The sequence below is a fragment of the Granulicella mallensis genome (assembly GCF_014203225.1).
GTDB classification, from domain to species: Bacteria; Acidobacteriota; Terriglobia; order Terriglobales; family Acidobacteriaceae; genus Granulicella; species Granulicella mallensis_A.
Window position 1 is genome coordinate 25,276 of sequence record NZ_JACHIO010000026.1, and the last position, 25,539, is coordinate 50,814.

General features: G+C 56.3%; 14 protein-coding genes. 4 read left to right on the forward strand and 10 right to left on the reverse strand.

The annotated features are described in order from the left end of the window. Window position 1: 1 nt before the first annotated feature. Window positions 2–871, reverse strand: a complete 870-nt coding sequence (locus HDF15_RS22515; protein WP_184259700.1) for a Rossmann-like and DUF2520 domain-containing protein — start codon at window positions 869–871, stop codon at window positions 2–4. 175 nt (window positions 872–1,046) lie between these two features. Here HDF15_RS22515 and HDF15_RS22520 point away from each other — a divergent pair, with 175 nt between their 5' ends. Continuing rightward, window positions 1,047–1,595, forward strand: coding sequence for an alpha/beta hydrolase (locus HDF15_RS22520; protein WP_221314577.1), 549 nt, complete (start codon window positions 1,047–1,049; stop codon window positions 1,593–1,595). Between the two features lie 93 nt (window positions 1,596–1,688). Here the strand turns inward: HDF15_RS22520 and HDF15_RS22525 are convergent, their stop codons facing one another. Together HDF15_RS22525 and HDF15_RS22530 are read right to left on the reverse strand one after the other, a co-directional pair. Beyond that, on the reverse strand, window positions 1,689–4,175 hold the full coding sequence (locus tag HDF15_RS22525) for a DPP IV N-terminal domain-containing protein (protein ID WP_311733184.1): 2,487 nt from the start codon (window positions 4,173–4,175) through the stop codon (window positions 1,689–1,691). A gap of 215 nt (window positions 4,176–4,390) precedes the next feature. Next, window positions 4,391–4,774 (reverse strand): hypothetical protein, encoded by a 384-nt coding sequence (locus tag HDF15_RS22530; RefSeq protein WP_184259702.1) that lies wholly within the window; start codon window positions 4,772–4,774, stop codon window positions 4,391–4,393. A 584-nt stretch (window positions 4,775–5,358) separates the two neighbouring features. Between HDF15_RS22530 and HDF15_RS22540 the strand changes: the two genes are divergently transcribed. Then, entirely contained in the window at window positions 5,359–5,736 is a 378-nt protein-coding gene (locus HDF15_RS22540) for a hypothetical protein (protein ID WP_184259707.1), read from the forward strand. Window positions 5,737–6,029: 293 nt separating this feature from the next. Here HDF15_RS22540 and HDF15_RS22545 read toward each other — a convergent pair whose 3' ends face one another. The 5 genes from HDF15_RS22545 to HDF15_RS22565 form a co-directional block, all read right to left on the reverse strand. Beyond that, window positions 6,030–6,272: a hypothetical protein gene (locus HDF15_RS22545; protein WP_184259710.1), complete on the reverse strand. Its 243-nt coding sequence runs from the start codon at window positions 6,270–6,272 to the stop codon at window positions 6,030–6,032. Between the two features lie 225 nt (window positions 6,273–6,497). After that, a complete protein-coding gene (locus HDF15_RS22550) occupies window positions 6,498–7,328 on the reverse strand; it encodes a GDSL-type esterase/lipase family protein (RefSeq protein ID WP_184259713.1) in 831 nt (276 codons plus the stop codon). Between the two features lie 83 nt (window positions 7,329–7,411). Then, window positions 7,412–9,757 (reverse strand): GH92 family glycosyl hydrolase, encoded by a 2,346-nt coding sequence (locus HDF15_RS22555; RefSeq protein WP_184259716.1) that lies wholly within the window; start codon window positions 9,755–9,757, stop codon window positions 7,412–7,414. Window positions 9,758–9,787: 30 nt separating this feature from the next. Continuing rightward, entirely contained in the window at window positions 9,788–11,080 is a 1,293-nt protein-coding gene (locus HDF15_RS22560; RefSeq protein ID WP_184259718.1) for a glycoside hydrolase family 71/99-like protein, read from the reverse strand. Between the two features lie 174 nt (window positions 11,081–11,254). Then, window positions 11,255–13,990 carry an RICIN domain-containing protein gene (locus HDF15_RS22565; protein ID WP_184259721.1) on the reverse strand — a complete coding sequence of 912 codons (2,736 nt, stop codon included), beginning with the start codon at window positions 13,988–13,990 and terminating at the stop codon, window positions 11,255–11,257. Window positions 13,991–14,148: 158 nt separating this feature from the next. On the opposite strand from HDF15_RS22565, the gene HDF15_RS22570 reads away from it, so the two are divergent. Next, window positions 14,149–16,326, forward strand: coding sequence for a polysaccharide lyase family 8 super-sandwich domain-containing protein (locus HDF15_RS22570; protein WP_184259724.1), 2,178 nt, complete (start codon window positions 14,149–14,151; stop codon window positions 16,324–16,326). Window positions 16,327–16,350: 24 nt separating this feature from the next. On the opposite strand, the gene HDF15_RS22575 is transcribed toward HDF15_RS22570, so the two are convergent. Then, window positions 16,351–19,617 carry a glycoside hydrolase family 2 protein gene (locus HDF15_RS22575; RefSeq protein WP_184259727.1) on the reverse strand — a complete coding sequence of 1,089 codons (3,267 nt, stop codon included), beginning with the start codon at window positions 19,615–19,617 and terminating at the stop codon, window positions 16,351–16,353. A gap of 161 nt (window positions 19,618–19,778) precedes the next feature. Continuing rightward, entirely contained in the window at window positions 19,779–21,332 is a 1,554-nt protein-coding gene (locus HDF15_RS22580; RefSeq protein WP_184259730.1) for a VWA domain-containing protein, read from the reverse strand. A gap of 255 nt (window positions 21,333–21,587) precedes the next feature. On the opposite strand from HDF15_RS22580, the gene HDF15_RS22585 reads away from it, so the two are divergent. Next, window positions 21,588–25,514 (forward strand): carboxypeptidase-like regulatory domain-containing protein, encoded by a 3,927-nt coding sequence (locus HDF15_RS22585; protein ID WP_184259733.1) that lies wholly within the window; start codon window positions 21,588–21,590, stop codon window positions 25,512–25,514. The last annotated feature ends 25 nt before the right edge of the window (window positions 25,515–25,539 follow it).

Genomic DNA, 25,539 nt, shown 5'->3' on the forward strand with positions numbered 1-25,539 from the left:
CTCAGATCGACCTCGCTAGAACTTCCTCGATTTGCCGAATCGATTCTTTGGAAGCCCGACCATTTTGTAGCGCAAGACGAGCTGCTAACCTTCCCAGGCTGGCATAGGATGCGGCTATTTCGGGATCCCAGGCCTGTAAGGCCAGAAGTTGCGTTTCAACCACCTTCGTCTCTCCACGAGAGATTGGACCGGTAAGGGCCTGGACAGGTCCAAGACGAAATAGATTTTCCAGGGCTTCGGTGGCGATGGGTTTCAGAATTTCTAAAGCGGTCGCTCTTGCAATACCCGCTTCTACAAGGCAATCGATTCCTGCAGCGACGGTGCTTACGAGATAGTTATTCGAGAAGACGCTCCCCGCGTGGTATACGGCTTTGGCTGCAGGGGCGATGGTGAATGTCTTTCCACCAATCGCGTCCACGGCTTCCGTGAGAACTTGTACAGCGGTCGAATCTCCTTCGAGTGCGCAGAATGTGCCGGGAAAACTCTCGACTGCGAGAGACTCATCAGCGAAGCTCTTGACCGGATGCATGCTGGCGATGCTCGCCCCTCTCGCACGGAGGGGCGCCAGGATCTCTGAAGAGATTGATCCACTGCAGTGAAATACCACGGATTCGGGGCCGATGCTTGCTGTTTTTGCAAGAGCAACCACGCAATCGGCGAGGGCTGAATCGACGGTAGAGATCATGAGAACGTTGATCTGATCGATTTGACCGACTGTTCCTCCGCCAATGAAGGCGATCGCTTGTTTGGAGCTCTCAGGTGAGCGGTTGACCACGTCTCCGATCTCAAATGCAGCATGTTCCTTCCATAAACGTGCCAGGGTCTTGCCAACCCTGCCTGCCCCCACGATGTCCAACCGCCTCTTGCTCATGTTCTCTCCCACGCCGTATATGATCGGTCTGTTTCAGAATTACACTCCGGAATATAGGGACGTCTGAAGTCTCAGATTAAACCTGATTTCGGAGTCGTCTCGTTCTACCTATGGATCTCCCTCGTTGCAACGAATCTACAATGGAACTGCGCTTTTGCGCATTGGAGCCTGAATAGTGCGTACACCGCTTTTGATTCTTCCTGGCCGCAACAACTCCGGACCACAGCATTGGCAGACCCTATGGCAGGAGCGCATGCCCGATGCCGTACGATTGCAGACAGTGAGTTGGGCCGATCCAGATTTGAGCGATTGGATAGCCGCACTGGACCGAGCGATAGAAGCGTGTTCGGCCCCTCCGATTCTCATCGCCCATAGCATGGGGTGCCTTTTAAGTGTCTGCTGGGCGCAACTGGATCGTCCGAACCTCTCGATCGCCGGTGCGTTTCTAGTAGCGCCCCCGAACTTCAAACGCGATGGCTTTCCATCTCCGTCGTTCACCCAGATTCCGGAGTCACCGTTGCCGTATCCTGCCTTGGTGATTGCTAGTACGAATGATCCCTACTGCTCGATCGAAGTAGCTGCCGGGTTGGCAAAAAGCTGGGAAGCAGGGTTCGTTTCGGTCGGGGCTCGCGGTCACATCTCCACGGAGCCAAACAATGGAGATTGGCAAGAGGGTTGGCTTCTGCTTGAAGCGTTCGCTGCCGGACTTCGTGTACAGCTCTGATTAGCAACAGTGGAATCCATTCCAATGACGGATGGTATGTAGTGCCTAGCATCGTGATATTGAGGCTAGGCACTACAACTCCATCCAGGGCTCTTACTGGTTGGGTGCGTCGCCGGGGTTCTCGACGCTGATGGCGTCGGCAGAGAAGTCGTCGGCGGAGGGACCACCGGCCGACGGGCCTTCGGCGGTGATGCGGGCGACCTCAGCGGGGCTGCGCATCTGGTAGTTGAGCGGCGGTGTCGCGCCAGCCAGGTGGTGGACGAAGAAGTCCCAGCGGCGGCGCGTCATATACTGCGAGGCCTCGCCGTAGCCGTGGTGCGCGTTGGGGATCAGGATCAGGTCGAAGTCCTTGTTGGCCTTGATCAGCGCGTCAACGACCAGCAGCGTGTTCGAAGGTGGCACATTGTCGTCCATGGTGCCGTGCGCGAGCAGTAGATGGCCCTTCAGGTTGCCAGCGTAATTCTCGGCGGCCTGCTTCTGGTAGTTGTCCTGCGGGGTGTCGTTGTTGACCTCGAGGCCGCCCCACTTCTCGTCCCAATCGTCCTCGTAGTCGCGGTTATCATGATTGCCGCTTTCCGCGATGCCGACCTTGAAGAAGTCGGGAAAGCCGAACATGGCCGTGGTGGTCGCGTTGCCGCCGCCGGAGTGGCCCCAGATGCCCACGCGGTCGAGGTCGAGGAAGGGGTACTGCTTCGCGAGGTCCTTCAGGCCGGCTATCTGGTCAGGGATCGTGTTGTCGCCCATGGTCTCGGCGTGCGAGTAGAAGTCGTGGAACTTCTTGGAGCGCCACGGTGTGCCCATGCCGTCGATGCAGACGACGATGAAGCCGAGCTCAGCGAGCGCCTGGTCGTCACCGTGGGCTGCTGCGAACTGTCGCGAGCCACAGGAGCCGGTCTGCGGGCCGGGATAGACATAGTCGACCACGGGATACTTCTTCGACGCGTCGAAGTTCGCCGGCTTCCACATGTAGCCGAAGAGCTCGGTGACGCCGTCGCGGGCCTTCATCTTGAGCGGCGTCAGCGGCGTCCAGCCGGTGGCAGTGAGCCGGCTGATGTCCTGCTTGCCTAGCGTGGCGAGCACCTTGCCATCGGCAGTGGAGCGCAGCACGGCGGTCTTGGGCGTGGTCGGCGTGGAGTAGATGTCGACGAAGGTTTGGTCGTCGGACGAAGGCGTGATGGCGTGGTCGGCGTCCTCGGGGGTGAGCAGGCGTTGGTTTTTGCCATCGAACGATGCGCGGTAGTAATAGGTGAAGTAGGGGTCGCGCGTGGGACTGTGGTCGGGGTCTTTGCCGCTTTCCTTACCCGTGGCCAGGAAGTAGACGACGCGGGCCTTCTCGTCGACGTGGAGCAACTGCGTGACGGGGCCGTCACCATGTGTGATCTGGTTCTTGAGCTGACCGGTGTTCAGGTCGTAGAGGTACATCTGGCCAAAGTTGGTGCGCTCGGAAAACCAGAGGAACTCGTTGCTCGCGGGCAGGTACTTCCAGTTGACCTTATCCGTGCCGCTCTCGAAGTAGCTGTCGACGTGCTCGTGGTAGACGTCGCGAACTTCGCCGGTCGTGGTGTCGGCGACCTTCAGCCAGGCGTCCTTGTGATCGCGCGAGCTGGAGACGAAGGCGAGGTGCCTGCCGTCAGCGGAGAACTGGACGTCGTCCCAACCGGAGCCGCCGCGGCAGCTGACGTCGTCGCAGATGGTGGAGCGATGCTGATCTGGCGGCATCTTCAGGCGCATCATACCGCCGGTGGGCAGATCGATGACGACGCGCTCGATCATGGTGACGTCCTTATCGCCGAGCATCGGGCCCTTCCAGTGATCGAGCACCGGATGACGGTAAGTGACGGGCACCAGGTACATGTCGCCGGTCTTGCGCATGTCCTGCTGGAAGGTGGCGATCTTCTGCGAGTCGGGCGACCAGAGCACGATGGCGCGGTCGGAGTGGCTCCAGCCGGCGTCGTCGGTCGCATAACCGTAGTTCTCCACGCCATCGTGGGTCAGTTGCGTCTCCTGGCCGGTCTTCATGTCATGAATCCAGAGGTTCCAGTCGCGAATGAAGGCACCCTTGGTCTTGTCGGGCGAGACGTCGTACAGACTGCGATTGCCTCGGCCGGCCGGCGTGCTGGCGGTGGCAGTATCGGGCGTGCAGGTGGTCACGGCGGCATCACATAGGACCTTGCGGCCGGAGACGACGATGCTGAAGCCGCCACTGGGTTCGGGCGTGTACCCGGAAACCTGTAGTCGATGAGTATCCCCGTTGCTCGCGCCGCCCGCGGTGAGCGCCGCCGCCAGCTTCGCGTTGTCGAAGGCTGTCGTGACTGTCCCGTTCGGCGAGGCGATCCTGTAGACGACCTCGCCATTGGAGGGATCGCGGAAGAAGACGTGGCCATCAGGCAGGTAGCTGGGCGCGGAGATGGTGTGGTCGACGAGCGGGTTGACGCTGTACCCCATCATCTTTTCGGCGCGGGCGTAGTCAGCAGCCGTGTAGGTCTGCTGCGCGTGCACTGTGCAGGTGAGGACCGCGAATGGCGCGGCAAAGAGAAAAAAACGGCGGTGCGCGGAACGGGCGGAGAGCAGGGGCGTCACGGATCTTCCTGGGCTGAGATATCAGCGGTATACGAAAGTGTATACGGGAGACGTCAGGAGCACCGCCCAGGTTTCACGTCCAGCCCATTCTGCTTACTTCAACGTCATGAGCCGCTTTCACCCTTACAGCCTTCCGTCCTGGCTGATTCGATGCGCACAGGCCGGCAATGCGGCTTGTGCACATGGAACCAGCCAGGGAGCAGGGAAGCACTGACCTACTTTGTCTCTGTCTTTGTTGCTGTCTCTGTCTTCGTTGCTGTAAACGTTCCGTCGTAACCCAGAGGCTTCACGTCGATATCGCCGCTGAGCTCACCTTTGTCGTTGTAGGTTCCGGTGTAAGTAAGTGTCAGGGGTTTCCCCTCATACTCGCCGCCATGAACAAAAATGACCTTCGAGCCATCGATCGTGACGGTCGTATCGTATGTCTTTCCATCGGACACGCATGAGCCGGCGATCTTGTCTGCAGTCTGCGTAAAGGTGCAGACTTCGCTGATGGCATAACCCTGGACATCCCCGGAGATCGTCCATGATCCAGGAACCGTTGGCTGTGCGAACAAGGCTGTCGTCGATAGGAGAAACAGAGGCAAAAATAGCTTCATAAAAGTTCCTTTAGTGCAAAGTCCCTTCAATATACATGGGGGAGATCAATAAATTGTGATTGCCCCTGGTTCAGAAGCAAAAGGCTAGTTCCGATCATCCAGAATCATGATGCTGCTGTTCGTATTCGAGCGCCGGCCGAAGAGGACAAATCGTCCGCCGGGAGACACCGAAATGCTGTCGTTCACCGCTTGAGCTGCCTGGGCGAGAGCTTGCGATTTACCCGATCTCATATCGAACCGGAATAGAGTGGTCGACGCTATGGAGGAGGATCGTTTTAGATAAAAAAGACCACTCCCCGAAACTGTCCACGCATGCCACATCCCGGGTCCCAATGAGACCAGCGAGGAGAACCTGTCATGGGGCCGTCGAAGTGCGTGATCTTCTTCAAGTCACTACCATCGCTTCGACAGACCCAAATTTCATTTGCGCCGGAGCGGTCGCTACGGAACACGACATAAGCCCCATCCGGAGAATACACAGCGCTGGCATCGAAAAATTGGAGAGGATGAACGGCTCCGCATCGCCATGAACGTCTATGGGAAGACGCCACACGGAGACGTTGTTTGGCGAGTCGATGTAGGCCATGCGATGTCCCACGGGCGAAACGGTGGGCGACGAAGTATGGGTAAGCGGTGTTGTCACGGCAGTGGGAGAGCCTCCACTCAAAGGTAGACTCCAGATGCTGCCCAGACTGGTGGCGCGGCCGGATGAAAAGATGATGCGCTTTCCATCGGAGCTCGTGCTGGCGAAGCACTTCTACGCTGGGGAACGAGTCAACATGGAACTGCGCATGGAGTTCTTCAACGTGTTGAACCGGATGCAGGTTTGTAGTCCAGACGCTACCGTTACGGATGGCGCCAACAACTTTGGTTTTGTTCAGCCCAACGGAAGTGGAGGAAGCAGTCCCTGCCAGGCAAATACGCCACGACAAGGACAAGCATATTTCAAGATCTCATTCTGATAACGGGTTCTGGGAATCAGAAGGCGGTGATGCGACCTTCGAACGCTGCTACGGAAAAAGGAGCAGGATTTATTTCCTGCTCCTTTTATTTGAGACGTAACCCAGAGCGTCATTACAGGCATCGCCACGGCACATGGCTGGCGCATGGAAAGGGGTTCCTTCGGCTTCGGCGCGCTGCCTGTGCAGCTTTCGCCGCTCCGCGATGGGAGACGACCGAGCCGTTCGTACGGTGTCTTGAGGCGCTTCTGTCTCATGCCTGCCCGGGACGTGCGTCTCTGGTACCCCTCTACGGTCTACCGACTAGCGCGATTGAAGTCGGGGATTGAAGGTGAGCACGAGGCCTCGAGCCACCGGCTAATATAGATACCGGCGTGGGCTTCGCCGCAGTAGTGGCGTGCGCCGTAGGCCGATGCCGCTTCGGTGTTCCACTTGAGAACCTTCAATTCCTCTGCATTGCACTGAATCATGAACCAGTGGATCGGGTTCGAGCTCTCGGTGCCGCAAATCTCACATCGGTACTGTATTACTGCCGCCATGATGAGTCCCTTTCTTGATGGCAAAACCATCCCCTGTGCCGTACGTTGTCCGTGGGTAGACCAAGGATAACTGAAACGGATGCGTGGAGATGGCGGGCAGCGCGTCAGGCGGGCAGGACAGCCTTAAATCTCTATCCAATGCCCCAAATTTTGCGGAAAATCCATCTGCGGTCTCTGCGGCGACTCAATTTGGAGCGCAGCTGCTCGGTCGGACCGCAATGGCCTTTACTTGGCGGCAACGGGAGCGTACTTGTCGACGTATGGCTGGAGCGCATCGGCCCATAGGCGATAACCGTCGGCAGCAGGGTGAAGCATGTCGGGCATCATGTCGGCTGAGATCGTTCCATCATGTTGCGTGAGGTTAGTGCTGATATCGACAAGGGTTACGCGAGGATCGGTCGTTTCGGTAAAGCGTGTAGCCAGTGCCTGATTGACCTCAGCCAATTTCATGCGATTGGGGTCGGAGGGCATCCTGCCTCGGGGAAAGACCGACATGAGGATGATGTGAGCCGAGGGGCAGAGGGTTTCGTATTGGCTCACGATAGCCTCTATGCCGCTCGCAATCTCGCCAGAGGTGTTACGAACTACGTTGTTGGTGCCAATCATCAGCACGACTAACTTCGGGTCCACGCCTGTGACCTGGCCTTTTGACAGGCGCCATAGCAAATTCTCTGTGCGATCTCCCTCGATGCCGAAGTCCGCAGCACGTCCGGCAAACTTTGCCTCCCAAACGGCTTTGCCCGTTATCTCCCAGCGGTTGGTGATCGAATCGCCGTCGAAGAGAATGTCGGCGTGTTTGCCGCTGTACTTGTCAAACTTGCCCTGTACTGTAATGAGCCACTCATCACGAGGAGCAGCGTAGGTTGCCGAGTTTGAGCCAGGAGGGGCCGCGGGGACATAGACTCGCGCCTGCGCAAAACCTGCAACGGATGTACCCAGGATGCAACTCGCAAGGAGCAGTAGACGCCAAAGGTGCAGGCGATCGAGGCTCGGTGCAACTGCCGCCTGGCGTCGTGTGGGCCAACGGAGAGTTTTATGGACGATTGCTGTCATCATCGTAGCTGTTGTCTCCTCGAGACGATTTGTGAACACTATTTTTCGTGCCTTCCATTCCTTTGTATCCGAAGTATGACCGGCCGTTAGGTCACATCCTGGGTATGCAAGCTAGCGGAAGGGGGTGCTAGCACTGGATCTGCGCCTAGACTGCGGTTAGGAGCAGATCCCATCTTTATATGGAAGGACGTTCCTGACGTCAGATCGTCATGCGTGAACCAGAGTTTTCCGTAGTCATGGCCACTGCGGTCAATGGACTGGATGTAAACCTCATCCGCATTCGATCGGGTGACGTTGATCACAAACTTTCGGCCCTGCGTCGTGGCGATCGTGATGCGGTCGAACACAGGTGAACCGAACACATAGGCTCCGCTTGTCGGATCCGTCATGTAAAAGCCCATGGCGCTCATCACGTACCAGGCAGACATCTGGCCGCAGTCCTCATTGCCCGCCAGGCCGTCAGGCTTATTGTCGTACATGGATTCGAGAAGCGAATGGATTCGTGGTTGCGTCTCGTACGGAGTGTCAGTGTACAGGTATAGGTACGCAATGTGATGGCTCGGTTCATTGCCGTGAGCATACTGACCAACGAGACCCGTGATGTCTGGCGGAGCATCGGGGGGAAGTTCGGAACTCGCGTTGAAGATGCCATCGAGCTTGGACTTCAGAGCGCTACGGCCGCCCATCAGTTCGGCCAGGCCTGCTGGGTCATGTTGCACCGCGAACGTCGCCTGCCAGGGGTTGGATTCCGCATAGTCGCGCCACTGCTTGGAGTGCCCCATTTCATTGGGTGCAAAGGGAAGCGCCCACTCGCCGGTCTTCAGGCGAGGCCGCATGAAGCCAGTCTGCTTGTCGTAAAGATTTCGATATCCCTGGGAGCGCTTCTCCAGTGCGATCGAGGTTTCGGTGTCACCCGCCGCCCGCAGAACGCGTGAGACTGCCCAGTCGTCATAGCAGTAATCAAGTGAAACGCTAACGGACTGGGGAAATACATCGCAAGGAATGAACTTGTTTTCCCGATACAGAGGGAGGCCTCGAACATCGCTCTCAAGGGCTTCCTTGCGCATGACCTTGGCGGCTCTCTGCAGATCGATGCCCGGAAAGCCCTTCGCTACGGCTTCGGCGATGACCACTGCCGAGTGATACCCGGTCATGCACTTCGTTTCTTTCGCCTGCAGAGGCCAGATGGGCATTCCCATCGCGCTTTGTTCGGCCATACGGATAAGACAGTTCATCATTGCCGGTATAAGTTCCGGTTTCACGATGGTGAGCAGAGGATGAGCGGCGCGGTAGGTGTCCCAGAGAGAGAAGGTGCTGAAGTTATGTTCGCCGGTCTCCAGCGTGTGGTTCTGTCCATCCATGCCGCGATACCGACCATCTACATCGTCGAAGATGGTCGGTGCCAGCAAGGAGTGGTAGAGGGACGTGTAAAAGATTTGTTTCTGCTTCAGCGTGCCCCCGTCTACCCGAATGCGCGACAGGTTTTCTTCCCAGGTCTGGGCAGCCTGTTCTCTCACCGCATCGAAGTTCCAATGGGGTGCCTCTGCCTCGAGGTTCTTCATCGCGCCTGCTTCGTCAACACCAGAGACGGCGGTTTTCATCAGGATCTTCTCCTGAGCGCTGGTCTTGTAATGCAGGACAGCCTGGATCGATTTGCCCTGCAGTTCGGTGGAATGATTGTCTACGCGATGACCGTCGACGAAGATTTCAATCGAGTCGAAAGGCCGCGAGACCTTCATCGCGAAGTAGATCTCGCGACCGTTGGCCCACCGGGCAGTGCTTTTCCCGCCGATCAACGTATCGTTGCCCTGGACCCGAAGATTGCTCCATCGCACGACGTTGGGACCGTCGTCGTAGCCATGGGCGAGATCAACGATGAGATAGCTCTCATCGTTTTTCGGAAAGGTATATCGATGCATCCCTGTTCGCTCAGTCGCAGTCAACTCCGCTGTGATCTTGTAGTCGCTGAGAAGAACGGAGTAGTAGCCTGGTGATGCTCGCTCGTCCTCATGATGAAAGCGCGAGCGGTAGCCCTCTTCCGGATGTTCACGCGTTCCGGGAACCGTCTTGACGGCACCTGTACACGCCATGACGAGGATGTCCAGCATGTCACCGATGCCAGTGCCACTGAGGTGGGTGTGGCTGAAGCCCATGATGGACGAGTCTGAGTAGTTGTACCCGGAACACCAGTCCCAGCCGCGGTTGTAAGTGTCCGGGCTGAGTTGCACCATCCCGAACGGCAGTGTGGCACCGGGATAGCAGTGCCCGTGGCCGCCTGTTCCAATGCGGATATCAACGTACTGAGAGACCTTGTAGTTGCTCTCTGAGGAGGCAGCGTAGGTTTTTGCGATTGCGCCAAGGGATCGCGCTTTCGCAACTCCACTGCAAAGGCTTGCAGCACTTAGGGCGGTGAAACGTCGCCTTGAAATCATGAGGCTCCTGTCTAACGGGGGATTGAATTTTTACTTGACTGGCTTAAGCGGAAGCTTTTTGGAAGGTGTCGTTTCTTCGCTAAACATCTTCTTGATCTGTGAGGCCAGTTGAAGGTAGAAATCCGATGGAAGCTGTTTTCCGTCCGCATCCAGCGTCAGCCAGTAGCCTGGCGTCGGGGCATCGGTGCGACGCGGAGCCGCTTTAAAAATTGCGGTGCCTTCATTGACTTCATCGAACATGGCTATCTTCACCATGCAGGCACCCGCAGTCCGGGCGTTGTAGGCCTGTCGCCAGAAGAATTCACCGCCGAGCCGGGGTATCTGGTTAGCAGGGGACTCCGGCTTCAAGTTGTGCCACGAGAATCCCGGAAAGATCACGGGCATATAGAGCTGATGATTCTTTTGCGTCAGGGCCACATCAGGTTCCAGATGCGAAGCCTTCCAGTGATCGGCGGCTTCAGGAGAGTTATACCGGCCTACGGTCCAGGGTTGCACTACATCGAGGGCCGCATAGACACTTGCCCAATTCGGATCATGCGTGCTGTCTCCGGAGAGACTGCCCCAGCCTGAAGGTGTTCCTCCGACCACGGCTGCTCCTTGCTGCTGGAACGAGCGGATGATCTTCAGCGCGAGCACTGGATCGACGATGTGATGCCCGTCTCCGAAGCCTAGTCCCCAGATAGCGATGACGGGTTTGCCGTTCAGTCGCAGGTAGGCGTTGCTGCTGACAAAGCCGTCCCGTTGAAGGTAGGACCAGTCATCCTGGAGTTGCGCGAAGGCGGTGTCGAGGTGGGCCCCGCTCAGGTCGTACTCCACCGCGAACTTCCGGCCATGATCTTCTGCCGCGGAGCGAATGTTGTGGAGGACGGCATCGCCCTCACGCTTAAGACCAGGTGTCGAGTTGATGAAGCGCTGGGCCAGAGCTCCATCGATTCCGTATTGCTGCATCCATGCGAAGTGCGTTTCAACGGTTTCTTTGCGATAGGAAGAGAAGATGTATGCCGGTTGACCATCGATGGTTGCGTCCGGAAGTTTGCATAGGGACTTCGAGTCAAGCTCTGAAGTATCGGGGTAAAGATCGACAGCCATCGTGTCTGGAGAGGGCGCGCCTTTCGACCAGTGACTCCAAGTGTTCGCGGGAGAGCCGTCACCTGGACACCGAAACCATCCCTGGTATCCGACCAGTACAAGACCTTTGGCTGTGCCGCATGGCTGTTGCACAGAACTCTCCGCGACTGAGGGGAGGAATGCTGATGTCAGTAATAGACCAGCACTCAAGGTGTGCAGAAGATCGAGGAGGGGACGTTCGAATAGCTTGATCATGGCAACTCTTGAGGGAACAGATTCGGAACAGAAACGTGTGCTGAAGGATCGCGTGACCGCGCAGCGAGACAAGTGTATATGGTAGCGATGTCATATGCAATTCAAGATCTCAACTTTTCTCGTGAGAGCACGAAAAGGGGCGCCCGATGGGCGCCCTTTTTCGTTGTCGCTGCTTTAGGGGGTGAAACCTGTATTTCCGCTTCCGGTCGCACTGAAGGCGGAAGAGGCGGAGTCGATAAAGGGGCTAAAGCCGGTGGGAATGTCGAACACATTGTTATTGTCAAAGAGGGCATTTCCCTGGCTGCTCGGAAGGATTTGAATACCATCCATGCCTGGCGAATTGATGACTTCGTTGGTGATCTGACCGTTTTGCATCGCGATGATTTGCAAGGCATTGAAGGTTGCGTTCACGATGCTGTTTCCACGCAGGAGTTCATTGGTGACCTGCGTTTCGTCGTAGCTCCAGTTATTGCCTACGCCAGCGGTAACCGCAGGTTGTGGTGTGCCGCCGCGGTGCTTCCCACCATTCTGAAAGAGGATGTTGCCCTGGATCTTTCCGCTTTCGAATTTGCCACCTATAGGAAAGAAGGGACCTGAGTCGATGCCATTCTGGCGTGCGCCGCCGGAGCCGATATTATTTGCTACGTAGATGTTGACACCTCCATAAACGCCGAAACAATCTGCCCACCATGGGGCGACTACCGTGTTCTGTAATACTGTCGGGCTTTGCATCTGCACAAACGATGTAACAGCGGGAGGATTGCTCGCAGCGTCGTTCACTGCGATGCCGTCATCGCCAGTGCCGCGTACGAAGTTATTGCGAGCAGTCAGGTCGTTTCCGGTATTGGACCCGGATGCGCCATTGCCATTATTGAGATTGATGCCATCGGCGAAGGAGTTATTGATGCGATTATTCTGCGCGAGGCCGCCAGTGCCCTGAACCCAAATGCTTGGGCCTGCATGCTGAAGCCAGACGCTGTCAATCTTCCAGTTGGTCCCCGATAGATTGAGGCCATACTTGTGAGCCTCGCGGTTGCCGTTGCTATCCATCGCGAAGTTCTCGAACGTTCCTCCCGGCCCGGAAATCTGGTTGTTTCCTGCATAGTTGCCACTCTGGACGTTCCAGTAGAGCATTGAATACCACATTCCTGCTCCCTGGAGGGTGACGCTATTTACAGTGAGCTGGCTGGACAAATAGAACGTGCCCTCTGGGATCCAGACACTTTCTTTTTTATTGAAGGCGTCATTGATAGCGGCCTGGAAGAAGGGGGTGTTATCCGTGCCGCTGTCGTTGGGGACAGCACCGTAGTTGATTACCGACAGAGAGTTCGGGGGTTGAGACAGCGGTGCTGGTGGGGCCTCCAGATCGATACTGTCGATGTCATAGTAGGTGGCTGTGTTCTGGGTATCGATACGAAGCGCGATGGTGTCATTCGGCTGCACCGCGGCTCCGGAGATGAACGTATGCGCCTCGTCCCAGTACATGAAGGCTGATTCTCCTGTCCCTGGTGTTTCGGTTGAGCCGAAGTAGGTGGCGTCTGTTTCATAGGTCCAGGTCTGGTGGGAGTTCATCGGAATGGATTGGCGGAGCTGTCCGTTTACGTAGAGGTTGAGTGTGGCGTCGATACCTCCTCCAGTGGGAGCATCTGGAATTGAGTAGCGAATATTGACTGCGGTAATGGGTCTACCCGTCAGGTTGGTCCACTGAACTGAAGATGCGGCCCCGGTAAGGTGTGCATAGGCGCGGCCGGACGCTTCGATGGCTGCGGTTACGAATTCGGTGGGCTGGGGAACGAGCTGAGAGATGACGGTTGCGCCGTTTTGCAAAGAGCCCCACTCGCCTTCATAGGTAACGAAGGGAGTAGCCGCGCCGATCTGAACCGGCGTGAGAGTCCACTGCTGCGATGTGCCACCGGTCGAGTTATTTTCCGATACCAGTGCGCCGTTACTTGCACTGGCTCCACTATCCAGATACAGCCCGTTTGAGACACCGGAGATGGTGTAACTACTCCCACTGAGCGGTGTGATGTTCCATTGCTGGGTAGTAGTAGGAGCTGTGGACTGAGTTGTAGCCTCAACCGCCGGAGAACCGGTGGCCGTGGTGTTATTCGTATCCAGCGCCAGGCCGTTCGAGAGACAGACTAGCGCGTACGTGCCGTTCGGGAGTTTGTTGATCTGCCACTGTTGTCCCGTATTGCCGACGCTTCCGCTGTACTGAATGACATTCGCTCCTGAAGTCATGGAGTTGTTGTTGTCGATATTCAAGCCTGTGGTTTTAGAGGTCAGCGTATAAACGCCGGTATTCAAGGTCGTTCCGGTGCTGAGCGACGGCAGGACTTCGATGCCGTTGACCTGGGCCAGACCTGCCGCTCCATTGCTGAACTGCAAGGCGATGGTGCCCGTGCTTGACGCGGTCGCGGTGAAGGCTCGTTCTACGGCCATGAACTCGCCGCCTGCCGCCGCGAAGATGTCAAAGTTCGACAGGATTTGCGCGCCATTGATCGCGACGTTGAATTCGCGCTGACCTACTGCCGTCTTCTGAAACTCAGCGAAGTGCAGCTTTACGGGATAGATCGCACCCGGGGTGAGAGAGGAGACGGTGTATGTGAAGACACCGCTGCGTGCAGTTTGATAGATGGCCTGGGGTGCGGGAACGGGATCGAGGGTGGTGTTGATGGCAGTGGTAGTGGATACGGCGGAAGAGCCGGAGCTATTGCTGAGACCGGTTTCGGCGGCCCAGAGACCACTGGCCGAACCACCGGCGTGCATGCGTAGTACGGCAGGCACTGGCATAGGCAACAGGGTGGTGGTGGGTCCCTGTTGTGCAACTACCGTTCGAGCAACGCCAAAAAAAGCGAGAGCGGTAGTGGCAAGAAAGACAGCTTTTACGGGCACACGACTCATCTTCATAGGTGTTCTCCAGGTTCCAGCGATGGTCAACCCTTGGGGTGTTGGCCGGGATTTGATTCCCGCTCAACCTGGCCATCTCGGAACGCGAGGATTCTATACAAATATGGTATCGTTGTCATATTAATTTTAGAGTCGCCAAAAAAGGTGAGAATGTTGGTATGAAGATTGTCATTGGACTCGTCACACTGGCATTAGCCAGCGCTGCCTTGGCGCAATGTCCTCGCTCAGGCCAGGATTCGGTAGCGATTGTAAGGTGCCGTTATATCGAGGAGACTCTCCCCACAGATGCCAACGGACGCGGACAACTGCAACAGCGAACTGAATTCTTGATGCGTTCGCTGCGGCCTGATGGGACATGGCCTGACGTCGATTATGTCTCGCCACTGCGATCGGAGTGGCCTGCATCGCAACATCTGATTCGGGTTCTTTCCATGGCGAAGTCTGCGTATCTTGTGCGTTCGGCCGGCCATTCTGATCCGGCGCTCGAAGCCTCCGTCCTATCTGCCTTGCGCTACTGGCTTAAGAAAGATCCGACGAATCCTAACTGGTGGTGGAACGAGATTGGCACTCAACAACTGCTCGGGGAGATCGGGCTCTTGATGCGCCCCATTTTGACGAACGACGATACGGCTCGCATGCTGCCTATCCTGAAGCGCTCCAACTGGTCGACGTGGACAGGGGCCAATCTCGTCTGGGGTGTGACGAACCAGATTATGCGCGGTGTCCTGTACGACGACGAGCCTGCGGTCGCTCAAGGGTACGCCCGTTTATACGAAGAGATTCAGCAGGTACCCGCGGTGCTGCCTAATGGCAAGCCTGGGGAAGGGATTCAGGCTGACGACTCGTTTCATCAGCATGGGGCTCAGTTTTATTCGGGCGGATATGGCCTGGACTATACGAACTACGCAGCCCGTTACATCACCTATTCCTGGGGTACGCCGCTGCAGATTCCCGCTGAGAAGATGCAAACGTTCGCAAACTTTGTATTGGATGGACAGCAGTGGATGGTGCGAGGTGAAGTCTTTGACTATGCCGCTGCCGGGCGTGAGATCACGCGAAAGGATGAGGCCGCGGTTCAGCACGACTGGACACATGGTCCTATCGCTGGATACGACGCGGCGTATACGCTGGCAAACGTCATGACTCATTTGGCAGAGCAATCGGTACCTCGGCAGGGTGAGTTCCGAGCTTTCGCCGATCGTCTCAACGGGCAAGCGGGGGCCATGCCATTGACTGGAAACCGGATGTTCTGGGATTCCGATTACATGTCGCACCGGCGGGCAGGGTACTCGACCTCAGTGAAGATGTTCTCCACGCGCATTCAGAATTCGGAGATTACGAACAGCGAGGGCCGATGGTCTACCCATCTCTCAGATGGCATGAATCTCCTGTATCGGACGGGGGATGAGTATCGCGGCATCTTCGCGGGATGGGATTGGGCGCTTGTTCCCGGAACAACAGCGGCGCATGCCTATCGCCCCGATGGAGCACCGGATACGGGCGAACGCAGCATCATTGATGGCCGCGGCAAATCGGATTTCGTCGGAGGCGTCTCTGACGGGACCTATGGGGTTGCGACCATGAATCTCGAAAGAGGTACGCTCTCCGCCAGGAAGTCGTGGTTCTTCTTCGACTCACTGTATGTCGCCCTGGGGACAGGAATCTCCAGCGAGAAAGAGAGCGCTCCCTTTTTCGCAACGGATATCAACCAAACGCTTCTGCATGGTGCCGTGATCACGAACCTCTCATCGAAAGCCCTGGAAAGTGGCAGTCATACGTACAAACGAGGAGTGCTTCAGTACGTTCATCATGATGGGACTGGTTATGTTTTGGGGGATGGCCTCAAAGTCGTGCTCTCGAATGCGTTGCAGAGTGGGCGTTGGAGCAACTTTGGCACGGGACCCGATGAGACGGTTGAGGTGCCTGTCTTCAATCTCTGGATCGACCATGGCCCTAAGCCGAGGAACGCAACGTATCAGTACACCGTAATGCCGGGTGCCACCGTCGAGCAGACCGAAGAGGAATCCACGCATCCAAGTGTATTGGTCCTCAGCAACACCGACGATCTGCAAGCTGTTTTCGTGCCGAGATTGAAGCTGCTTTCCATCGTGGTGAGGAAACAGGGGGCGTTGGATACGCCGCTCGGCCGCATCTCCGTCTCAGAACCGTCTGCCGTGATGATCAAGGAAGACGTTTCGGGATATGAGATCACTGCAGCAAACCCTGCCAATCAACCGCTGTCTTTCCGTGTGACTATCGGTGTCCACGAAGCGAAGATAGAACTGCCTGGTGGTTCGGAGGCGGGCTCCAGTGTGTCTGTGCATCTGCCACGCTGAAGCCCGGATCCATGCGAGCATTGCTCATGGCCGCTGAAAAGCCGATGTGAGTTGTGGCAAGAATGCAGGGTCGCTGGAGATCAACCGAGCGGCGAACGTTTCGGTCTTTCCGGCGCGCGTCAGGCGAACGACGACATGGTTCCACCCCTGCAGCAGTGCGAGTGGGGGCGTCGTGCTCACGGCGGCCCCAGATGCTTTGTTGTACACGCTAGTGCCATTCAGGAAGAGTTCGGCCTCATCGGATGTTGCAATATTCATTGAGACGCGAGGCACATTTGGTTCAAGCAGGAGGTTGTCCAACGGCCTGGGGCTTTCGATCCATAGGCTAAGGTATTCGATGCCCGATGGGGTATCACTGCCGGCGGTACTTTTACTGAGATCGAAGACGCCGTCCTGCGCCGTGAGAGTTACCCAGCGCTGTGTGCCGGCACGATCATTTTCTTTGAAGTTCTCCTTTGAGGTGGGATCGACATCCTTGTCCGTTGGCGCGAAGTGTCCAACAGCGAGAATACGGGCAAGTATGCCTGTGGTGAGAAAAGGCTGACCGAGGTCTACCTCTTTGGCTAGAGGCGCACCGAGGTTTCCCAAAATAGTGCGGATGAGCGTTTGTACTTTGAACTGCGACGACCAGACAGGCAATGTCGTCACAAAGAGATGCCCTTTCCCGATATGGTCTTCGATCAATACAGCTCCGTTGGGCTTAGCTTCCCGCTCGGATCGGAGCGCCATTGCTGTCTTGGCGTACTCCGGCTGCTTGTTCCATTTTGTCCAGTCGATGTCGCACATGGAAAGCAGCGTATCGCTCTGAGAGACCAGAGGGCCGCTCAGGCCTTGTGTGATGAACGTGGGTGGGTTCAGCTCGGAGAAGTAAAGGCGCGCAAGCGTGAGGCCATTTGTGGCACTTGATGGTTTCCCAAGGACTAACGAGGAGCTCTTGCGGTTGGTGCTGGCGATCTCAGCGGGCAGAAGCTGGTTGAGCGCTGCGTTCGTCTTCGCATCAACACCCCAGACGATCACGGTGCCGCCTTTGTGAAGCATGTCGTCGATCTGCCCGCGCGCCGAGGCTGCGGGCGGGTTGGCTCCGTCTACCACTACCAGATTGGCGCTCTCTTCGTTGCTCGGCAAGACTCCAGCCTGACGCATCTGCGCCGCGAAGGAAGAGGGCGTGGCCGAGAGGAATAGGACTCCTGAAACTTTAGCTTCGGAGGAAAGTTGGGATGCAGGTATGGTGGGTGGAGCATCGAAGAAGTCTTCCTGTCCATCAGCTCCAGCCGCCTTGATGGCGTCGTAGAGGGGCAGGGTCTGGAACGCTGGCAGGGAAGGATCGTATCCGGGGTTCAACGTTGTGGAGTAGGGGCCAAGGCGCTCTGGTTGCACCCCTGGCTTGCCTTCCACAAAGTCCGGGAAGAAGATGCCGTCTGTCACTTGCGGCGGTCGCGTGGTATCTCGCAAGCCAAGCGGTAGCGGCTTGAGCCCGTACCAGACCATGTTGAAGACGCTTTGATAGTCCGCGTGAAGCTTGCGCTCAAAAGCCAGAGCCTTGAACGAGTCGTTCGCGATGCCGCGGCCGCGCTGTTCAAACGATGCGTAAGCCGCGTCGCCGTAGCTCTTGGCCACCTGCTCCGGGGTAGCGTAGTAAGCGCCGCCTGCCTCGCCGACACCCCAAGGCTTTCCGGTTTTGGCTGCGCGCACTATGGCTGCATTTCCGCCGTAGTGCACGACGTACACCGGCAATCGGCCGTTCCCGTCATCGTCGCCATCTGCTGATATCCACGGTCGAGTAGGATCGAGCTCCTCGCAGATCTTTCGCCAGAGAGCGTAGTGCTCGAGAAGCACGTCGTACATGCCGGGTGGGTTGTGAAAGACGCTCTGCACAATGGGTTTCATTTCGTTGCACACGCTCCATCCCATCACGGCAGGATGATTGCGATCTCGCATCACGAGTTCCGCAACGTGAGAGTTTGTGTCTTCCCAGAAGGCAGGGGAGTCGAGTTTGGGACCACCATCGCTGGCCCAGATGGCGGTTTCATCCAATACGACAATGCCCATCTCGTCAGCAACGTCGAGATAGAACTCCGGATAGGGCTGTGCATGCAACCGAACGGCATTGAGGTTTGCAGAGCGCATGGCAGCATACCAGGCGCGTGCATAGCGGCGGCTCATCTGGGGAATACCCAGAAAGTGCCAGGAGTCGCCTCGCAGTTGGAGCGGCCTACCGTTCAGCAATAGCTCACTGCCTTTGAATTGAAACTGCCGCCAACCGAAACGTTGGTACTTCACGTCCATCACGCGGTTACTTTGGGATAGGCGGATCGTCATTCCGTACAGGGTGGGAGATTCGGGTGACCAGAGACTCAGCTTCTTTTCCGCTGGTCTTCGTATTTCTACTGTGACCGTTGAATGTGCAGGGACCGTGGCTGTCGTTGGTGCGACCGCGAGACTCGGTTCCGCAGCGAGGTTCCATCTGGCATCGGCGTCATCAGGGCCGGTAGCCGGTGCAAGGGAATTCCATCGGCGGACGTCACCGTCCAGTGTCACAGGCGCATCTTGATCCGTATCGTTGCGGAGAGTCGCTTTGATCAGCAACAGATTGTGATCGACCTGCGGTTCGACAAAAACATCGCTCACGCGCACCGCAGGGACGGACACAAGGTCTACATCCTGCCATAAGCCGACGACATGCTGTCCCCAGAAGGAACCTGTCTGATAGATGCGACGACCGTACTTTCCCTTCTGATCGAAGAGGGAGGCTTTGCGTACGCCAATGAGAATTTCATTGGAGGTGCCGGTCTTAATGAGGTTGGTGACATCGACGTCGAAGGGAAAGAAGATATCGAACTTTGTCGCGGCCGGTTTGCCGTTGACGAGGATTTGCAGATCGCCCGCGGCTGCTGAGAAATGCAGCAGGACACGATTCCCTGACCATTTTCCGGGGACGGTGACCGTCCGGCGAAGCCATCCCATCTCTGTTTTCTCCCAGTATGCCGGATAGCTCGGGAAATTTCGGAAGTCACCGCCCTGACCCTCCTGATTGGCAAAACTGTTTGCATTCCAGGGGGAGGGAATACGGATGCGGGTCTTTTCCCAATGCGCAGGATCTGGGGAGGGGAGCGTGGGCGCCGGATCGATGCCTTCGTGAAAATTAGGCGGCAGCGCAACCGGCTGAAACTCCCACATCCCGTTGAGACAGAGATCCGCTCGCCGTTCTAACTCCGGGCCTTTGACAAAGGAATCTGTGGGGGCAAACTCATGGTTAAAGTGGACACCGGTTTGCGCACTGAGAGTAGGCATCGTGAGCGACATCACCGCCAGCGCAATGAAACCCCACCTTTGCTGTCGCAGAGATGAAAAGAATTTGGCAATGGTTTGCGTCTTTCGCGTACGTCGTGCCCCTTGATGAACCATCAGCAATACCTTCACTTTCTTTATGCGCGATCTTCTTTGCCTCCAGCTCATCGTTGAGGGGGAAGGCTCAAATCTGCCGAGCCAATGCGGCCACTTGAATCGCGAACCACGAGGCGAAGCATGTGGGTATTGCTCTTCAGGGGGAGCGTCAGTGTCAACGCCGTGGCGCTTTGCCCTGGGTGATTCTCGGTTGGGTTTAGCTTTAGCTTGAAGTCCTTCACCGAATTTGCGATCGACTGGTTTTTCACGTCGAGCGCTGCCAGCACGGCAACGACTGAACCAGATTCGCCGTCTTCGCCTATCGAGATGGATTGGTTCGCAACCAAAGCTTTGCATGTGATTTGTTGTGCGGCTTTATCGATCGCGCAGCTTTGTATGACGGTGCTTACACCCGTGTACTCCATACGCGAGTTCACGGCCTCATACAGATCGAAGCGCTGTATGCCCACGCTCGTCGCAGCGGGTTCCGTGTCTGAGGCGTAGTAGCCCTGGCGACTATGAACAATGAGATCCGGAGCATCGACCCGCACGTCTATCTTTCGGTACTCGCCATCGGAGATAGGAGTGTTGGGGATATAGCTAAGCGTGTAGAAGTTCTCTCCCTGATCGAGGCTTTCCCGAATCTCCTGGGAGAGATCGTTACGGCCAAAGAAGTAACGGCCACCGGTATTTTCGACAAACGACTTGAAGGTAAAACCGTACAGGAAGGGATCCTTGGCGGGGCCGGTGTGATCCGCATCCTCGTTGAGTCGCAGGCGCTCGTCGACCTCCTCTGGGGAGGATTGTGGAGTTGTATCGATCACATACACTGTGGCCCGCGCTTTCAGCAGGAGGTCAACGGTACTTTGAACAGCATGATGCAAAACTTCGGTCTGGTGGGATGTACTGGTGTGCATATCCACATTGGGGAAGCTTCTTCCCATCCAGATGATCTCCTTGCTGCCACTTTCTCCGCTGCCGGAAAGAGCGATCTGCTGCAGGGCTGCGAGAGACAGCGTGAACTGGCGCAGAAGATCATTCATGAGCAGGGCTTCCGGAAGGGTGCCTTTCTGAGAATCTAACGCTTTCAACAGAACCGCTCGATCACGGGTTAATGGGGCGATGGATTTAAAGCCACGGCTGGTCAACCATATGATCGTAGTCGGAACAGAGAGCATGTCGGGTTGCGCCTTGAGGTATCGGCTCATCTGGTTGCGCGCGTAGGCTACTTCGTTGAAGGGTGTGTTCAGGCTATCCAGCACCAGAATTGTTTCAGCAGCGTTGCCCCAGTCCACTCGGTCTAGTTTGTCCTTTTTCGGCAATGCCGCTGCTTTCGATGTCGTGGAGGGCAGCTCAAAGTGACGGATGGTCTGCGGGACGCCATTTTCATAGACCGTAAAAGCGCTCTGAGGTAGATCGCGAACCGGCGTTCCGTCCGTGCGAAGCACGACCGGGTTCAGGACGACTAGCTGGCTACGAACCCGAACAGTTGGGATTGTTTGATCGGCAGAAGGTTGCTGCGCACAATTTCCCGCAACAGTGCACCAGGTCATCAGAAGTGCTGCGAAGATACGTGAGGTAGCGCTCAGGACTTTAAACGGCAACGGCAGGGTGTTGTTCATGGATCACCAGGTGGTTCCATCTTCACATACTATGGTTGCGTTGTCATTATGCCTCTCGTTCGCGGCAAACCTTGAGTCTGCATCCTCTGTAACGCATGGATGAAGGTATTGCAGAAGCCTTGAAAATAAGGTCTTGACCACAGTTGACCTGTTCATCTATAAAGTCGACGTCTCTATGTGACATCGCTACCATGTTTTGAACCGCTTCTCGGCAGCGTCTGTTGCTCATTGCTTTCTTTTGATCGGAGTCTACTCATGTTTCAAGCGAATAAAAAGTGGCCATCACATCCATCATGGACCAGGCTTCTTCTCCTACTCTCGTTCACCCTGATTTGTGGGACCAGCCAGATTCGGGCGCAAAACCTGACGGGCCAGAGTTCCTTGTCCGGCGTCGTGACCGACAACACAGGTGCTGCTGTTGTTGGAGCAGATGTGGCCGTGATCAATACGGAGACAAACGTAACCACAGACGTCATTACTAACAGTACCGGTTACTTCTTACAAGACAATCTGAATGCAGGGCACTATGACATCAAGGTAACCGCGAAGGGCTTTCAAACGCTGACGCAGAGTGGAATCACGCTGGAAGCCAGCGAGCGGCGCAATGTCCCGGTCAAGCTCAACGTAGGCTCTGAGTCGACCTCTGTGATCGTCAATTCGGACGCGCCGCTGCTCGAAACGGAGTCTGTCTCAACGGGGCAGACGATCACCTCTGCCGAACTGGATTCTCTGCCGAATGGCACCAGCTCCATCTATCTGGCGATGTTGGCTCCGGGAACCCAAAGCCAACTAGCTTCCAACTACCAGCAGAATGGTGGAAGCAACTCTTTGAACACGCCAAGCCAGAGCTTTGGCGCCTATGGCCGTATCGGAGCCAATGAGTTCAGCCTTGACGGCGCGCCCAATATGGGGAACAACCGTGGAACGGCTATTTCGCCGACGGCCGATGAGCTTGACCAGGTGAAGATCATCAGTACGGCCTTCGATGCGCAGCAGGAACATACCTTCGGCGTAACGTTTATTCAGACAACCAAGGCGGGAACCAACGATATACACGGTACCGCCCGGCTTCGTTATGACAATTCGACTTTTGATGCCTTCCAACATTTCCAGAAGCTGACCTATCTCTATCAACGGCGGATAGCCGGGTGCGATACGAGTCCAAAATCAAGTGCCTGCCAACTGGCAAACACGAAGTTCGGGCTTCCAACCAACGAGGAATATGCACCCAGCGGGTCTATTGGTGGTCCCGTGTATATCCCCCACGTGTTTGATGGCCGCAACAAGCTGTTTTTCTTCGCGGCTTTTTATCGCATCGGATTTGGGGGTGGGACGCCGAAGGTTGCTGCCGTTCCAACAGCGCAGGAGCGGGTGGGAAACTTCTCTGACCTACCGCAGACCACGTCGATTCCTACCACCGCCGGTTATGCGGGTAAAACCTTTGCTCAGAACTGCCCAGGCTCGCCCTTCTTCGGGGCCTATCAGATCTATAACCCTTTCCAAATCACTTTCGACTCGAAGGAGGTTCCGCACCGTGCGCCCTTCTGCGGGAACGTCCTCCCCAGCAATCTGCTTTCAAGTCATCCCCTGGTAGCAGCGGTTAACGCGGCCTATTCCAACCCCTCGCAGGCGAACACGCCTACAGGCAACAACCTGAATTACAACGCAATCACCAACGGCACCTATGAGCAGTTCACGAACCGCTTTGACTATGCCTTGAATGAGGCAAATCACTTCTTCTTCCGCTACTCCCTGGGCTACTACACCCTCGCTACAGACGATTTCACCAATACCGATATCGGCCAGTTATCGACGCCGCGTTTTATCAAGAATGCTTCTTTTGGCTGGGCGCATAGCCTCTCGGCAAATACAGTAGTCACAGCCACGGTGGGAGCGTCCGATTACACCGGCAACGGATCTTTCTATCCGAATGAGGCCGGTTATAAGGCCTCAGACCTGGGGCTGCCTTCTTACATTGACGATTACTCGGGAAGTTCCGCCGCGTTTCCCGTCGTAAGCGTTAGTTCCTACACGTCCGTTACCGCGGCTGCGACTAACTATTCGCACTATCGTACGTTGAGTTTTCGGGGCGATGTAACAACGGTTCGTGGTTCACACGCAATCTCTCTCGGTGCAGAGTGGCGTCAACAGAATGTGGCATTTGACGGCGCGGGCTCATTCTCTGGGGCCGGAAGCGCGGGCACGTTCGCTTTTGATAACACGTACACACAGGAAGGGAACGGTACGACTTCGAGCTTTCCAACTACGGCGGCCGGCACTTCGTACGCATCGCTTCTGCTGGGAATCAACACGAGCGCTTCCATCTATAAGGGCTTGCCCTACTCACGATCAAATCCCTACTACACTTTTTATGCGGGAGACGTATGGCGCGTGACTCGCAAGCTCACCATCATTCCCGGCCTGCGTTACGAGTTCGAGTATGGCCCCACCGACAAGCACAACCAGCAAATGGTTGGATGGGATCCCAACGCCAGTCTGACGATTGCTCCTGCAGCACGGACTGCCTATGCAAACACGTATAGCACCGCTTCAGCCGCTCTTAAAGCGATTCTTCCACCGTCTATTACTGTGGCGGGTGGTCCAATCTATGCGGGTGTTAATGGGGCTTCGACACGTCAATGGCAGAACAACTGGCGCTTTATGCCGAGACTTGGCCTATCGTATGCCTTCACGCCGAAGACCGTCCTGCGAGCAGGCTATGGGCTCTTCTACGATTCGCTCAGCATCGTGAATGAAAATGGAACTACGTTGAACGGAGGTTTCTCGTCCTTGACGGGACCTGTCGCGACATCCGACACCACGCACTACGGTTCGAATTTCACGCCGGGAAGCACTCCGTTGTCCGATCCCTTCCCGGAATCGAACGGCAGCCGCTTTGTTTCACAGGTTGGTAGCTCTCTCGGCGCCGATTATTACTCGGCGTATGCCTCCACCCTGGGTGTGTATAACCATGATCGTGTGCCCGCCCGCTCAAATCGCGTGCAGTTCAGTGTCGAACATCAATTCAAGGCGACAACGTTGGTCCAAATTGCGTATGTGGCGTCACGCACGACGGACATTACCCTGGATGGCAATGCCAATAACACGCACACGAATACAGCAACGCCCACCATCAATTCGACGGCGATTCCTGCTTCGTTCTTCGCTGGTGGGCTGAGCCCCAATGCTCTTTCGAACACGCTTCTGACGCAGAAGGTGGCGAATCCTTTTTACGTAAACAACTTCTCCGGACTGGCGACTACGGATTCGGCGCTCTATAACCAACTCAGCAAGAGCAGCTACTCGACTTCGTCGACGATCCAGGTTGCGAACCTGGTGCGCCCGTATCCTCAGATGTCCGGTCTGCAGCTCTACCAGTTCAATGGAACCTCGCAGTTTCAGGAGATCCAGGTGAATGCCTTCAAGCGTGTCAGCGATGGATTGACCGCGACACTTGCGTACCAGTGGAATTATCAGAAGGACCGCGACTACTATCAGAACGCGTTCGACACCCACCCGAGCCTTGAATCAAGCAACCAGAGCCCGCCATGGCGCTTCACGGCATCAGCAGTGTATCGCCTGCCCTGGGGCCGCGGACAGCAGTGGCTTCAGCACGGATGGAAAGAGGCAGTTTTCGGTGGATACGTTCTTGCCGCTACTGCTGAACTTCAGCCTGGCCCGTTACTTAATTTCCCGAACCTGTTCTATGTGGGAGATGTTAAGGCTATTAAGTTGAAGAAACCCACCTATGTTCAGAACGACGCTACCGGCGTCAACTATGTTCAGTCGTTCAATGCCGCGCCTGTAACCACGCTGTCGTATGCGACTGCTGCGAACGGTGCCGTTACCTGTTCTTATACCGGCACAGGGTTCGTAGACACTTTGGTGACGAACTACAGCGTATGCCAACCCAACGCTTACAACCTGAGGGTCTTTCCCACTCATGTTGAGGGGGTACGGCAGCAGGGAATTGCGAACTACAACGCGAACCTGGGTAAGACCTTTTCCCCGACAGATCGCATCAGGTTCACTCCCCAGTTGTATGTGTTCAACCTCTTCAATCACCAGCGCTCCGCGGGGGCAACTACGTCGCCGACTAGCACGCAGTTTGGTCAAACGAACTCTGACCAGTCAGGTGCGAACGCTCGAGGTATTACCCTGGCATTTCTTTTGAACTTCTAGGCCATAGCGAAGTTTGCATTTCAGC